13 protein-coding genes are annotated in these 14129 nt (G+C 73.2%); 3 read left to right on the top strand and 10 right to left on the bottom strand.

The annotated features are described in order from the left end of the window. Positions 1-36: 36 nt before the first annotated feature. The 10 genes from ACFQZ6_RS11375 to ACFQZ6_RS11330 all read right to left on the bottom strand — a co-directional run bounded on the left by ACFQZ6_RS11375 (position 37) and on the right by ACFQZ6_RS11330 (position 11467). The gene (locus ACFQZ6_RS11375; RefSeq protein WP_381607271.1) at positions 37-948 is read right to left on the bottom strand and encodes an ABC transporter permease; all 912 of its coding nucleotides are present in this window, start codon (positions 946-948) and stop codon (positions 37-39) included. Further along, entirely contained in the window at positions 935-1726 is a 792-nt protein-coding gene (locus ACFQZ6_RS11370; protein ID WP_381607269.1) for an ABC transporter ATP-binding protein, read from the bottom strand. Before ACFQZ6_RS11370 ends, ACFQZ6_RS11375 begins: the two co-directional genes overlap by 14 nt. Positions 1727-1770: 44 nt before the next feature. Continuing rightward, positions 1771-2928, bottom strand: a complete 1158-nt coding sequence (locus tag ACFQZ6_RS11365) for an ABC transporter substrate-binding protein (protein ID WP_381607267.1) — start codon at positions 2926-2928, stop codon at positions 1771-1773. Next, positions 2915-4195 (bottom strand): sulfate adenylyltransferase subunit 1, encoded by a 1281-nt coding sequence (locus tag ACFQZ6_RS11360; protein ID WP_381618234.1) that lies wholly within the window; start codon positions 4193-4195, stop codon positions 2915-2917. The genes ACFQZ6_RS11365 and ACFQZ6_RS11360 overlap by 14 nt, the downstream gene beginning before the upstream one ends. 178 nt (positions 4196-4373) lie before the next feature. After that, on the bottom strand, positions 4374-5297 hold the full coding sequence (gene cysD / locus ACFQZ6_RS11355) for a sulfate adenylyltransferase subunit CysD (protein ID WP_381607265.1): 924 nt from the start codon (positions 5295-5297) through the stop codon (positions 4374-4376). Further along, complete coding sequence (cysC, locus tag ACFQZ6_RS11350; RefSeq protein ID WP_381607263.1) at positions 5294-5848, bottom strand: adenylyl-sulfate kinase; 555 nt, start codon at positions 5846-5848, stop codon at positions 5294-5296. The genes cysD and cysC overlap by 4 nt, the downstream gene beginning before the upstream one ends. Beyond that, positions 5845-6984 carry a sulfotransferase family protein gene (locus ACFQZ6_RS11345; protein WP_381607261.1) on the bottom strand — a complete coding sequence of 380 codons (1140 nt, stop codon included), beginning with the start codon at positions 6982-6984 and terminating at the stop codon, positions 5845-5847. The genes cysC and ACFQZ6_RS11345 overlap by 4 nt, the downstream gene beginning before the upstream one ends. 68 nt (positions 6985-7052) lie before the next feature. Continuing rightward, the gene (locus ACFQZ6_RS11340; RefSeq protein WP_381607259.1) at positions 7053-8141 is read right to left on the bottom strand and encodes a type III polyketide synthase; all 1089 of its coding nucleotides are present in this window, start codon (positions 8139-8141) and stop codon (positions 7053-7055) included. Positions 8142-8419: 278 nt separating this feature from the next. Continuing rightward, on the bottom strand, positions 8420-10651 hold the full coding sequence (locus ACFQZ6_RS11335) for an MMPL family transporter (protein WP_381607257.1): 2232 nt from the start codon (positions 10649-10651) through the stop codon (positions 8420-8422). Positions 10652-10756: 105 nt separating this feature from the next. Further along, positions 10757-11467: an LmeA family phospholipid-binding protein gene (locus ACFQZ6_RS11330; RefSeq protein ID WP_381607255.1), complete on the bottom strand. Its 711-nt coding sequence runs from the start codon at positions 11465-11467 to the stop codon at positions 10757-10759. Positions 11468-11556: 89 nt separating this feature from the next. Between ACFQZ6_RS11330 and ACFQZ6_RS11325 the strand changes: the two genes are divergently transcribed. The 3 genes from ACFQZ6_RS11325 to ACFQZ6_RS11315 all read left to right on the top strand — a co-directional run bounded on the left by ACFQZ6_RS11325 (position 11557) and on the right by ACFQZ6_RS11315 (position 13938). Then, positions 11557-12204 carry a TetR/AcrR family transcriptional regulator gene (locus tag ACFQZ6_RS11325; protein ID WP_381607253.1) on the top strand — a complete coding sequence of 216 codons (648 nt, stop codon included), beginning with the start codon at positions 11557-11559 and terminating at the stop codon, positions 12202-12204. 121 nt (positions 12205-12325) lie between these two features. Next, positions 12326-13099: an IclR family transcriptional regulator gene (locus ACFQZ6_RS11320; protein ID WP_381607251.1), complete on the top strand. Its 774-nt coding sequence runs from the start codon at positions 12326-12328 to the stop codon at positions 13097-13099. Then, entirely contained in the window at positions 13096-13938 is an 843-nt protein-coding gene (locus ACFQZ6_RS11315) for an SMP-30/gluconolactonase/LRE family protein (protein WP_381607249.1), read from the top strand. The genes ACFQZ6_RS11320 and ACFQZ6_RS11315 overlap by 4 nt, the downstream gene beginning before the upstream one ends. Positions 13939-14129: the final 191 nt, after the last annotated feature.

The following is a 14129-nucleotide window of genomic DNA, read 5'->3' as shown; positions in this document are numbered from 1 at the left end:
TCGGGGGAGGCCGTGCCCGGGACGCTCGTCCATGGGTCAGGGCCGCGCTCCCGCCAGGCCCCGGGAGCGCAGCACCCGCCGTTCCAGCGGGGCGAAGAGCAGCAGGTCGACGGCGACGCCGACCGTGAGGATCTCCGCGATGCTGGCCAGCACCAGCGCCATGTCCTGGTAGGAGCGGGCGTTCTCCAGCAACTGCCCGAGGCCGAGGCCCAGTTCCGGGGAGCTGGCGATGAGTTCGGCGGCCATCAGGGACCGCCAGGCGAACGCCCAGCCCTGCTTGAGCCCGGCGAGGTAGCCGGGCAGCGCGGCGGGCAGCAGCACGTGCCGTACCCGGGCGGGCCCGGTCGCGCCGAGGACCCGCCCGGCGCGCAGGTACAGCGGCGGCACCTGGTCGACGCCGGACAGCAGCCCGTTGGCGATGGACGGTACGGCGCCCAGCAGGATCACCGCGTAGATGGTGGCGTCGGTCAGCCCGAACCACACCACCGCCGCGGGCACCCACGCCACCGACGGCAGCGACTGGAGCCCGGACAACACCGGGCCGACCGCGAACCGCAGGGGCCGTACCGCGCCGAGCAGCAGCCCCAGCGCGGTGCCGACGACCACGGCGACGGCGAACCCGAGGGCGCCGCGCTCCACGCTGGTCCACACGGTGGAGAACAGCGTCCCCTCGTACCACTGGTCGCTCAGCGCGCCCCACACGTCGGCGGGCGAGGGCAGCAGGTAGTCCGGCTTCAGCTCGGCCGCGTAGGCCGCCTGCCACAGCAGCAGGACGACGACGGCGGCGACCAGGGGCGGCAGCACCCGCTCCCGCAGCATCCGCAGCGGTGGCGTACGGCCGCCCCCGGCCGGGACGCCGTCGAGGGCGTCCAGGCCCGCCCCGACCGCCGCCGTCCCGTCCGTCTGACGCTCCGCGGTGCGCGGCGCGGCGGTCTCACCGGCGCCCATGGCGTCGTATCTCCTCCCTCAGGGCGTCGGTGACCACGCCGGTCAGGGCCGCCTCGGGCGCGTCGGCGGCGCTCCACTCGCGGGCGACGCGGCCCGGCCGGGACGACAGCAGCACCACCCGCTCACCGAGCCGGACGGCCTCGCGGACGTTGTGGGTGACGAAGACGACGCTGAGCCCGTTCTCCGCCCAGATGCGGGTCAGCTCCTCGTGCAGCACGTCCCGGGTGATCGCGTCGAGCGCGGCGAACGGCTCGTCCATCAGCAGGACGTCGCCGTCCTGGGCGAGCGCCCGCGCGAGGGCGACGCGCTGCCGCATCCCACCGGACAGCTCGTGCACGCGCTTGCCGTGCGCGTCCTTCAGGCGGACCAGCTCCAGCAGGTGCCGGGCACGCTCGGGGCGCTCCCGGCGCGGTACGCCGCGCAGCCGCAGGGCGAGTTCGACGTTCCGTCCGGCGGTCAGCCAGGGGAACAGGGCGTGGTCCTGGAACATCAGCGCGGGCCGCCGTCCGCCCGGCACCTCGATGTGGCCCGTGGACGGCGCGTCCAGGCCCGCCACCAGGTTGAGCAGGGTCGACTTGCCGCACCCGGAGGCGCCCAGCACGCACAGGAACTCGCCGCGGCGCACGGTCAGGCCGATGTCGTCGAGGACCGTCTGACGGCGACCGCCGCCCTCGAACCACTTGGAGACATGGGTGAGGCGTACGGCGGGCGTGGCGTCCGCGTCGGCCGGGGCGAGGGAGCGGACCGGCGCACCGGCCCGCACCACCGTTTCTGACATGAGATCAAATCCCTTGGTTCAGCTCAGTGAGAGGTTCGGGGTGGTCAGTCGCCGTCGGCCCGGACGCCGAGCCCGGCGTCGGACACCGGTGGCTCGCCCATCGCGGCGCGCACCCGGTTCAGCGGCCGCAGGTCGAACACGCCGCGCAGGTCCTCGGCGGAGGGGCCGTCCCGGCGGCCCTCGGGGCCGAGCAGGTCCAGGTCGGCCGCCCGGTCCGCCTGCTCGGCGAGCGTCGCGGCGAGCGGGTCGTCGTCGAGCCGCACGTGCGCCCAGGCCGCGTCGAGGACCCCGGTGTCCAGCGGTCTGCCGGTCAGCGCGTCGATGGCGCGGTTCACGCTCGCCCGGCCCTCGCGGGGATGGTCGGTGAGCCAGACCCGGGTGCGGGCCGCGCCGCGCAGCACGGCCTCCACCACGTCGGGGTGCCCGTCGAGGAAGGACGGCGCGACGACCACCAGCGCGGTGACGAACGCGCCGTCCTCCCACAGGTCCGACTCGTCGACGACGACCCGCCCGCCGTCCGCGACCAGTTGCGCCGCGACCGGCTCGGGCACCCACGCCCCGTCGATCGCGCCGCGCCGGAAACTGGTCGGGATCTCCTTCACGGACTGCCGTACGACGGTGACGTCCCCGCGTCCGGTGCGCGGGTCGACCTCCCAGCCCTGCTCCCTGATCCAGTGCAGCAGGGCCACGTCCTGGGTGTTGCCCGCCTCCGGGGTGGCGATCCGCAGGCCCCGCACGTCGGTGCCGTGCGCCGCCCCGGCCCCCGCGTCCGGGTCGACGACCAGGGCGGCCCCGCCGGACGCGGCGCCCGCCACGATCCGCAGGGCCCGCCCGTGGGAGCGCAGATAGCCGTTGACGGCCGGTGAGGGCCCCATCCACGCCATGTCCACGGCACCGGCGTTGAGCGCCTCCAGCGCCGCTGGGCCGCCGTTGAACACCTGCGTGCGCAGCCGGGTGCCGCCCAGCTCCTCGGTGAGGAAGCCCTCCCGCACCCCGGCCAGCGCGGTCGCGTGGGTCACGTTCGCGAAGTAGCCGACGCTCACCGACTCCGCGGACAGCGGCGGCCCGCTGCCCACGTACTCCGGCACGGCGGCGGCCCGCGGCGCCCGTGACCCGTAGCCGCACCCGGCGGCGGCCAGCAGGCAGACGACCGCCAGGAGCAGCGCCAGCCGGGCCCGCCTGGTGGGGTCAGTCCGCCGCATCGGGTAACTCCGGCGCCGTCTCCCCGATCATGCCCGCGGCGAGGGTGGCGCCGTCGCCGGGGTCGATGAGGACGAAGGAGCCGGTGCGGCGGCTGTCGGCGTAGGCGTCGTAGGCGAGGGGTTCGGCGGTGCGCAGGAAGACCTGGCCGATCTCGTTCAGGTCGAGCCTGCCGCCGCCCGCGATCCGCCGGACGACCGCGCGCACGGTGCGCGTGGTGTGCTTCAGCAGCACGTGGTCGCCGGGGCGCAGCGGCCGTTCGTGCAGGTGGCAGACGGCGGCCTCGACGTCCCGGGACACCGTGGGCAGCGCCCGCGCGGGCACCAGCAGGTCACCCCGGGACACGTCGAGGTCGTCCGCGAGCCGCACCGCCGCGGACTGCGGGGCGCGGGCCGACCGGGTCGCCGCGCCGAGCACGTCGATGCCGGTGACGGTGGTGGCGCGGCCGGAGGGCAGCACGGTGACCCGGTCGCCGACCCGCAGCTCACCGGAGGCGAGCTGACCGGCGTACCGGCGCACGTCACCGGCGCGGATGACGTACTGCACGGGGAAGCGGGCCGGGGTGTCCGCGCCGCCCTCCTCCGCGACCGGTACCCGCTCCAGGTGTTCGAGGACCGTCGGCCCCCGGTACCAGTCCATGCGCGTCGACGGTTCGACGACGTTGTCCCCGGCGAGCGCGGAGATCGGGATCGCGGTGACGTCCGGGACGCCGAGGCCGGTCGCGAACCGGGTGAACTCCTCCGCGATCGCCGTGAACACGGCCTCCTCGTACCCGGCGAGGTCCATCTTGTTGACGGCGAGGACCACGTGCGGCACCCGCAGCAGCGCCGCCACCGCCGCGTGCCGCCGGGTCTGCTCCACGACCCCCTTGCGGGCGTCGACGAGGATCACCGTGAGGGTGGCGGTGGAGGCGCCGGTGACCATGTTGCGGGTGTACTGCACGTGGCCCGGCGTGTCCGCGAGGATGAACCGCCTGCGCGGGGTCGCGAAGTAGCGGTACGCCACGTCGATGGTGATGCCCTGCTCGCGTTCGGCGCGCAGCCCGTCCGTGAGCAGCGCCAGGTCGGGCCCCTCCCCGGACGACGCCCGCGCCACCGCCTCCAACTGGTCCGCGAGGACCGACTTGGAGTCGTGCAGCAGCCGTCCCACGAGGGTGGACTTGCCGTCGTCCACGGAGCCCGCGGTGGCCCAGCGGAGCAGGTCGGGTTCGGGCGCCGCGACTGGCGCTTCGGGTTCCCGCGCTTCGGGTTCCTCGGTGAGCTGGGGCATGGCGTTCGGGTGTCCCTCCGGTACGGCGGCCACCGGACCGGCGGTCAGCCGGGACCTGGCCTCCTGGAAGATGCCGCGCATCATCAGGGCGGCGGTGACGTGCGGGGGATGGCCGTGGGGGTGGCCGTGGGGATGGCCGTAGGAATGGTGGCCGTAGGCCGAGACGTCGGCGGTCATGTCAGAAGTAGCCCTCCCGTTTGCGGTCCTCCATCGCCGCCTCCGACAGCCGGTCGTCGGCGCGGGTGGCGCCGCGCTCGGTGAGCCGGGAGGCGGTGATCTCGGTGATGACCTCGGTGACGTCGGCCGCCTCGGACAGCACCGCGCCGGTGCACGACATGTCGCCGACGGTGCGGTAGCGCACCCGGCGCCGCTCCACCGGTTCGCCGTCGCGGGGACCGCCCCAGGCGCCGGGCGCCAGCCACATGCCGGAGCGCAGGAACACCTCCCGCTCGTGGGCGAAGTAGATCGGCGGCAGCTCGATGCGCTCCCGGGCGATGTACTGCCACACGTCCAGCTCGGTCCAGTTCGACAGCGGGAACACGCGCACGTGCTCGCCGGGCAGGTGCCGCCCGTTGTAGAGCTGCCACAGCTCGGGGCGCTGACGGCGCGGGTCCCAGGTGCCGAACTCGTCCCGCAGCGAGTACACCCGCTCCTTGGCGCGCGCCTTCTCCTCGTCCCGCCGCCCGCCCCCGAAGACGGCGTCGAAGCCGCCGCCGGTGATGGCCTCCAGGAGGGGGAGCGTCTGGAGGGGGTTGCGGGTGCCGTCGGGGCGTTCGCGCAGCACCCCGCGGTCGATGTAGTCCTGTACGGACGCCACGTGCAGGGTGAGCTGGTGCTCGGCCACCACCCGGTCCCGGTAGGCGAGCACCTCGGGGAAGTTGTGCCCGGTGTCCACGTGCAGCAGCGCGAACGGCAGCGGCGCGGGCGCGAACGCCTTCAGCGCCAGGTGCAGCATCACCACCGAGTCCTTGCCGCCGGAGAACAGCAGCACCGGCTTCTCGAACTCGCCCGCGACCTCGCGGAAGACGTACGCCGACTCGGACTCCAGCACCTCGGTGTGCCCGAGGCGCCCGGTCACCGGCCGGGTGCCGACGGCGGTCACAGCAGCCCCCTGTCCGCCAGCAGCGCGTGCAGCGCCTCGACCGACTCGGGCACGGAGTGCAACTGCGTCTCGATCCGGGCGTCCGGGGCGCGCGGCGGCTCGTACGGGTCGTCGACGCCGGTCAGCCCGGACAGCCGCCCGGCGCGGGCCTGCGCGTACAGGCCCTTCACGTCGCGGACCGCGCACACCTGCAGCGGCGTGGCGACGTGCACCTCCAGGTACGGCGTGCCGCTGGCCTCGTGCCGCTTGCGGACCGCCTCCCGGCTGTCCTCGTACGGCGCGATCACCGGCACAAGCGCCAGGATGCCGTTGCGCGCCAGCACCTCCGCGACCAGGCCGATGCGCTGCACGTTGGTGTCGCGGTCCTCGCGGGTGAAGCCGAGCCCGGCGCTGAGGAAGGTGCGGATCTCGTCGCCGTCGAGGACCTCCACCCGGTGGCCCTCCCGGGTCAGACGGCTGGCGAGGGCCTGCGCGAGGGTCGTCTTGCCGGAGCTGGGCAGCCCGGTCAGCCAGACGGTGCCGCCGCGGGTCGCCGGGGTGCGCCCACTCATGCGTCGCTCCTCACCGCGATACCGGCCATGGGTCCCGCCACCGGGACGACGCCGTGCGCGGCGAGGGTGGCGAACCCGGGCGCGCACGCCTGGTCCAGCTCCTCGCGCTCGGCGTCGGGCAGGTCCCGCCAGGACGACGAGGGCTGCCCGACCCGGGCCGCGGCCCGCTTCTCCCACTCCGCGTCCACGAAGTCCGGGCCGAGGAAGTCACCGATGCGGTGCAGGGTGTCCTCGGGCGCGGCGAGCAGGTCCTCGTACCAGACGTGCAGCACGTTCTCCGGGGGCAGCAGCGACATCGCCTCCATGCCGCGCTTCATCTCGTCCGCCCAGTAGGTGCCGAACAGCGACACCGGCACGCGGTAGTCGCGCACCGCCGCCGCGTCGAACCGGTCGGGCAGGAACGGCAGCAACTCCTCGGGTACGAAGCCAAGTTCGCTCTCCCTCGGCGGCTCGCCGGGGAGCTGGTCGGCGTACGGGTCGTGGCCCAGGGTCAGGTGCAGGGCCATGACGACGGCGGCCATCCGGAAGCCGGTGTGGCGGCTCATGGACAGCGCGCAGTCCCGTCCGTCGCGCACGATGTGCAGGTAGCGGGCGTCGGGGAAGTGGTCGCGGAACTGTCCGGCGAGGATCAGCGAGCCGCCGCTGCGCTCGGCCCACAGCGTCTTGCCGAAGCGGGCGCACAGCCAGGAGAACAGCAGCGCGTAGTGGTCGGCGACGGGCGCGTCCGGGAAGGAGGCGACGGCGGCCTCGATCTCGTCGTACAGCGCGTCGGGGGTGTCGGTCAGGTGCGGGAGCGTGGTCAGGAGCAGGGCGGGGACGCCGTCCTCGGCGGTGAAGCGGGCGCCGGGCGCGGTGGGCCGGTAGAGGATCTCCTTCGGCGCGATGCCGTGCGCGGTCAGCAGCCGGTTGACGGTGTTGCGGGCGGACAGGACGCCCCAGAACTCCCGCGCGGTGACGGTGCCTTCGGGGAAGACCCGGGCGGATATCCGGTACATGTCGGTGAGGTGGTTGAACAGCTCCGACAGGCTGAGCACCTGCGGGTGTTCCCGCAGCAGCGCGGAGACGAGGGTGGAGCCGCAGCGGCCGGTGCCGGTGACGAAGAGCTGGCCCGGGGGCGCCTCAAGAGGGCTGGGCATGGTGAGGCCGTTCCTTCCGTGCGTCTGGGGTCGGTGGCTTTGCTGGCTGCGCTGGTCCCGTCGGGTGGTCAGGAGGAGCGGCGCAGCAGGGCCGCGTAGAGGGTGAGGCCGGGGCCGAAGGCCATCGCGACCACGGGGCCGTCGCTCTCCGGCAGCCGCTCCAGGACCATCAGCACGGTCGGGGAGGAGCAGTTGCCGCACTCGTCGAGGACGGCGTACGAGGCGTCCAGGGCGCCGTCGGGCAGGGCGAGCCGCTCCCCGACGACCTCCAGGATGCGCTTGCCGCCGGGGTGCACCGCCCAGCCGGTGACGTCCTCCGGGGTCAGCCCGTGCGGGGCGAGGAGCTGGTCGCGCACGACGTCACCGACGTGCTGGGCGAGTACGTCCGGCACCTTCGGGGAGAGGCTCATCTTGAAGCCGAGGTCGGTGATCTGCCAGCTCATCAGGTCGGCGGTGCTGTGGTCGGTGACGGCGACCACGTCGACCACCTCGTGGCCGCTGCCCGCGTCGGGCTCCAGGACGACGGCCGCGGCGGCGTCCGCGAACAGCGCGTGCGCCACGATCTGCTCCATGTCCCGGGTGGGCGGCTGCACGTGCAGCGAGGTCAGTTCGAGGCAGAGGAGCACCGCGGGACGGCCACGCGAGGCCACGAAGTCGGAGACCGCGCCGAGGGACGGCACGGCGGCGTAGCAGCCCATGTGGCCGACGAACAGCCGCTGCACCCTGCTGTTCATGCCGAGCTGGTCGGCGAGGCGTAAGTCCAGGCCGGGGGTGGTGTAGCCGGTACAGGACGCCACCGCGAGCAGCCCCACGTCCTGCGGGTCGAGCCCCGCGGAGTCCAGGGCGGCGGTGACGGTGCGCAGGCCGAGCGGGACGGCCTCCTCTATGTAGCGCTCCATGCGCTGGCCGGTGCTCCAGCCGGACACCTCGCGCTCCTCACGCGGGTCCACCGCCGTGGAGCGGGAGCTGATACCGGAATTCTCGAATATCCGGCGGGCCAGCGGGAAACCGTCGTAGTGCTCCAGGAAAAAGTCCTGCCAGAGTTCTTCCTGGCTGGATCGGGTGCCGGGAAAGGAATGCGAGGAGCCGGTGATGACGGGACGCGCGGCGGCGCGCAGGCCGTGCCGGACCGGGGCGAGCTTTTCTTCGAGTTGCATGTCGATTCCTTTGCGTTGGGCAGCAGAAATTTGCCCGGTGAGGGTTGAATAGGGAATCGTGCATGGGGAAGCCTGGCCTCTTTGCGCAGGCAGAACGGGCGCGGCAAGTGACTGCCGGATGTGCGCCGTGATCTCAGTCAAACACAGCCCGTTCAGCGGAATCAAATGTTCCACGGTTAATTTCCGTGCCGGTAACACTGGCGACGAAAAAACGTCGGCCCATCCTCCGGGTAACACCGGAAGATGAGCCGATCGGGCCTTTTTTTGGGTGTCTGGAATCAGCGCTTGGTGAGATTGGTCGGCTCGGGGAATTCAGCCAGCGGTGGGTCGGTTTCCTGCCGTGGAGTTTCCAGGCGCGCGCCCTCCACGTCCAGGTCGGGCAGCGCCCGGTGAAGGGCGCGCGGCAGCCACCACGCGCCGCGTCCCACCATCGCCAGTACCGCGGGCACCAGCGTCATCCGCACCACGAAGGCGTCCACCAGCACCCCGAACGCCAGCGCGAACGCGATGGGTTTGACGATCGCGTCCTCCGACGTCACGAAGCTGGCGAAGACGAAGAACATGATGAGCGCCGCCGCCGTCACCACCCGCGCGGCGTGCCCGGCGCCCTCGACCACCGACTCCCGCGCCCGCCCGGTGCGCACCCACTCCTCCCGCATCCCGGAGACCAGGAACACCTCGTAGTCCATCGCCAGTCCGAACAGCACCGCCATCAGCACGACCGGCAGGAAGCTGACCACCGGCCCGGTCCTGGCCACGCCCAGCGCGTCGGCCAGCCACCCCCACTGGAACACCGCCACCACCGCGCCGAACGACGCCGCGACCGACAGCAGGAAGCCCGCCGTCGCCTTCACCGGCACCACCAGCGAACGGAACACCAGCAACAGCAGGACCAGACAGAGCCCGACGACGACCGCCGCGAACGGCACCAGGGAGTCGCTCAACCGGTCCGACACGTCGATGCCGATCGCGGTGGTGCCGGTCACCGACACCGCGGTGCCGGTCTCGCGCTCGATCGCCGCCGCGTCGCCGCGGATCGAGTCCACCAGGTCCTGGGTGGCCTCGTCCTGCGGACCGCCGTCGGGCACCACCTGGATCACCGCCCGGCCCGACTCCGGCGCGTACTGCGGCGCGCCCACCTTGACCACGCCGGGCAGTTGCTGCAAGCGCCGCGCCACCGCCGCCGTCCGCCGCTGCCCGTCCTGGCCGTCCGCGTCCGCCTCGGCCAGCACCAGCAGCGGGCCGTTGAAGCCCGGCCCGAACGCGTCCGCCACGGTGTCGTACGTCTGGCGCTGTGTCGTGTCGTGCCCGGCCGAGCCGTTGTCGGGCAGGGCGAGGCGCAGATCGGTGGCGGGCAGGGCGACGGTGACCAGGGCGGCGGTGCCGGCGAGGAGGACGAGGAGGGGGCGGCGGGTGACGAGCGCGGTCCAGCGCTTGCCCAGGGTGGGGGTGGTGTCGTCCTTGTGGTGTGTCTGGGTGGCGCGGCGGGCCGCGCGGGAGTCCGGGTGGGGGGTGAGGCGGTCGCCCGCGACGCCGAACAGCGCGGGGAGCAGGGTGATGGCGACGAGTACGGCGATCAGGACCGTCGCCGCCGCGCTCAGGCCCATCACCGTCAGGAACGGGATGCCGACCACCGTCAGCCCGACCAGCGCGATGACGACCGTCGTCCCGGCGAACACCACCGCGCCGCCCGCCGTGGCCACGGCACGCCCCGTCGACTCCTCGGGACCCATGCCCCGGGCGAGCTGGTTGCGGTGCCGGGACAGTACGAACAGGGCGTAGTCGATGCCGACCGCGAGCCCCAGCATCAGCGCCAGGCTCAGCGCCGTCGACGACACCGTCACGCCCGAGGACACCGCCAGCAGCCCGGTGAGGGCCGTGCCGATCCCGACGAACGCCGTCAGCAGCGGCATCCCGGCCGCCAGCAGCGACCCGAACGTGACCACCAGCACGCCCAACGCGACCGCCACGCCGAGCAGTTCAAGGGCGGTCGGGGTCAGCACGCCGTTGCCGTACGCCTGTCCGCCGACGGAGACCGTCAGGCCCGCCTCCTTCGCGGCCCCCGTGGTGTCCTCCAGGGCGTCCAGCGTGCCGTCGTCCAGGGCGGCGCGGTCGACGTCGTAGTTGACCTGGGCCAGCGCGGTGCGGCCGTCCGGGGTGACGGTGCCCGCCTTGTCGGGCGGGATCACGACGGCGACCTGCGGGGCGTCCCGCGCGGCGGCCAGGGTGCGCTGGATGGCGGTGGCGGCCTGGGGGTCGGTGACGGTCCGCCCCTCGGGCGCGGTGAACACGATCTGCGCGCTGGTCCCGGCCGCCGCCGGGAAGTCCTCGGCCATGGTGTCCTGCGCGCGCTGGGACTCCGACCCCGGGATGGTGAACTCGTTGTCGAGCTTGCCGCCCAGCAGGACCAGGCAGGCCACGGCCGCCGCGAGGACGGCCAGCCAGGCCGCCAGGACGAGCCGCCGGTGGCGGTACGCGCCGGTGCCGAGGCGGTAGAGCCATGTCGCCACGTTGCTGCTCCTCAGGCTTTCGCGGGGGTCGGTTCGGGCTTTGTGCGGTGGTTCCGTTCGGGCTTTGTGTGGTGGGTCGGTTCAGGCTTTGTGTGGTGGTTCGGTTCAGGCTTTTACGGTCGTCCGGCCGCCGGTCAGGTCCAGGCGGAGGCCGGTGGCGGTGACGGAGAGGCTGTTCGGTTCCAGGGCGAGGGGCAGGCCGGACAGGTCGACCTCCCGCGGTGCGGCGTTCTGGAGCAACTGGTCGGCGAGGGCGGGTGGGACGAGGCGGTCGCCTATGCGGACGTCGGTGCGTTCGAAGCGGATGGACGCCTCGCCGGTTTTGTTCAGGACGGGGCGGAAGCCGACCAGGATGCGGCCCGCCGGGCCCGCGACCACCACCAGCTCGCCGCTGGCCGGGTCCGTGGTGACCGTCGCCGCGCCGCCCAGCGCGCCGTCCGTCACCGTGCCGAGCGCGGCGGTGAGCGCGTCGTGGGGCAGTTCGGCGGTCACCCGGGAGTCGCGCACCGACAGTCCGTCGCCGGTGCGGACCACGTCGTCCAGCTCCGCCTCCAGGTCCACCCCGCTGAACCGTCGGAACGTCGCGTCCTGACCGGAAACCTGCACCCGGGGGAAGGTGCCGCGGGCGAGCTGGAGCATCACCGGCGTCGGTCCGAACCCGACGTCGACGCCGGTGTGCAGACGGCGCTCCATCCGGTCCGCGAACCGGTCGGCCGCGCTGTGCCGTGCCACGGCCTCCGCGACGCCCCCGGTGACCAGCACCGCGCCGATCACCCCGAGGGTGACCAGGCGCCCCCGGCCGGACACACGCCTCATCCGCAAAAGTGTCATGACTGACAGCATAGCCAAAGTGTCATGACTGACAGATTCTTTCCCGTCGCTTTTCGGCCTGCGATACTCCTCACATGTCAACCGTCGAGTCGCAGGGAGTGCGCCGGCCGCAGGAAGCGCGTCAGTCGCGGGGGCGGCGCGAGGCGCACAAGGCGGCGACCCGCAAGGCGCTCCAGGAAGCCGCCCACCGCATGTTCGAGGAGCGCGGCTACACGCACACCACCGTGCGGGACATCGCGTCCGCCGCGGGGGTCACCGAGCGGACCTTCTTCCGCTACTTCCCGTCCAAGGAGGACCTGGTCCTCGACGAGGTCCTCGACCTGATCCCGGTGATCCGCGCCAAGGTCGTCGGCCGTCCGGCGGAGGAGGGGCCGTACGACGCCGTACTGGGCGCCGCGCTGGAGCTGATCGCCGACCGGGGGGTGGGGCTGATGTTCAGCGGGCCGCCGCAGCGGTTCCCCGGGCAGCCGGTGCGGCACTTCCTGCCGGTGCTGACGCAGTTCGAGGAGGGGCTGGCGGGGGCGCTGGAGGAGCGGCTGGCGGCGGGGGGTGACGGTCCGTGCGAGGGCGTCGTGCTGCGGGCCGCCGTGCTGGCGCGGGCGGCGGTGGGGGCCATGCGGTCCGCGCTGTTCGCGTACGCGGTGCTGCCGGAGGAGGAGCGGGTGCCGGAGTCGGCGCCGGAGCTGCTGCGGGTGGCCTTCTCGTACCTGCGGCAGGAGTGAGGGCGCAGGGCCATTGCCCCGGCAAAGCCTCCATGAGTAGCCTGTTCGTTATTCCGACCGTCTGTTGAAATATCGAACGTTTCGATTCGAACCGACCTGACAGAAGAAGGGGGTGCCGGTCGTGGGACGCCTCGTACCCGCCGTGACCCGGGCTCTCGACATCCTTGAGCTCTTCCTCGACGGGGACGGCACGCTGTCCGCCCCCGACATCGTGCGCAAGCTGCAACTGCCGCGGACCACCGTGCACGAGCTGGTCACCACGCTCGCCGCCCGCGGGTACATCGCCCCGGTGCCCGGCCAGCCCGGCCGTTACCGGCTCGGCGTACGCCCCTACCAGCTCGGCAGCCGCTACGCCGAACAGCTCGACCTCGCCGCCGAGGGGCAGCAGGTCGCCCGCTCCGTCGCCGAGACCTGTGACGAGACGGTGCACGTGGCGATACTCGAGGGCACGGACGTCATCTACATCGCCAAGGTGGACTCCACGCACGCCGTGCGCATGGTCTCCGCGGCGGGCCGCAGGCTCCCGGCGCACTGCACGTCGGTGGGCAAGATGCTGCTGGCCTCCCTTCCCGAGCCGGAACTCGCCGCGCGCATCCCCGACGGCGCCGAGCTGGTCGCCATGACCCCCAACAGCATCACCGACCCGGCCGATCTGCGCGAGGCCCTGACGGAGATCAGGCAGCGGGGCATCGCCGTCGAGAGCCGGGAGTCCAACCCGGACGTGTCCTGTGTGGCGGCGCCGGTGCGGGACCGTACCGGGCGGGTGGTGGCCGCGTTGTCCATCTCGGTGCCGATGATCCGGTGGAGCGATGAGCGCCGGGTGGAGCTGGAGCACCTCGCGGCGAAGGGTGCCGTGGATCTGTCGGAGCGGCTGGGACACCGGAGCGTGGCATGAGGTACGAGGTGGCGGTACGGGCGGAGGCGCGGTTGGGGGAGGGGCCGACGTGGGACGCGTCGGCGGGCCGCCTGCTGTGGATCGACATCCTGGGGTCGCGGGTGTACGGCTACGACCCCGCGTCCGGTGCGCGCACGGTGCGCCGGACTGACCAGCACGTGGGCGCGGTGAAGCCGCGGGTGGGCGGGGGGCTGGTGTTGAACCTCCGCGACGGGGTGGGCCTCCTCGACCCCGACGACAGCTTCCGGTGGCTGCACCGGGAGGTGGTGCCGGGGCGTCGGGGGAACGACGCGGCGGTGGCGCCGGACGGGTCGCTGTGGGCGGGCACGATGCGGTACGACGAGGCGGTGGGCGGCGGTACGTTGAGCCGCTTCGGCGGGGACGGGTCGGTGACGCCGGTCCTGGACGACGTGACGGTGAGCAACGGCACGGGCTGGAGCCCTGACGGCACGCTCATGTACTACGTCGACACCCCGACCCGTCGGATCGACGTCTTCGACTTTGAGGACGGGCGGGCGGTGAACCGCCGCCCACTGGTGGAGATCGAGGAGGACGCGGGCTACCCGGACGGCCTGACGGTCGACGCCGAGGGCTGCGTGTGGGTGGCCCTGTGGGACGGCGCGGCCATCCGCCGCTACACCCCGACGGGCGAACTGGCCGACGTCCTGGATCTGCCCGTCCCTCGCATCACGGCCTGCGCCTTCGGCGGCCCGGGGCTGACGGACCTCTACATCACCACGGCCCGCGTGGGCCTGGACTCCCCCCACCCGTTGGCAGGCTCCCTCCTCGTCTCCCCGGGCGCGGGCAAGGGCCTCCCCCAACCCGCCTTCGCGGGCTGACCGCCCATGCCTGCGGCGGCCCGTGACTGTCCGGCGGGCGGCTGATGTAGCGCTGCCTGCCGGGTGGTGGGTCGGGGCCGCGCCGGGGGGTGTCCGTCCTCGGAACCGCGCGGACTGTACGGCTGCGAGGTCGCCGGTGTGTTCCGCGCGAACCACTGCGGGCGGACACCCCCCGACACGGCCCCTTCCGT

This window comes from Streptomyces flavalbus (assembly GCF_042674625.1).
GTDB classification, from domain to species: Bacteria; Actinomycetota; Actinomycetes; order Streptomycetales; family Streptomycetaceae; genus Streptomyces; species Streptomyces flavalbus.
The sequence above is the reverse complement of the archived record's forward strand: the minus strand, read 5'-3'. Positions and strand labels throughout refer to the sequence as shown.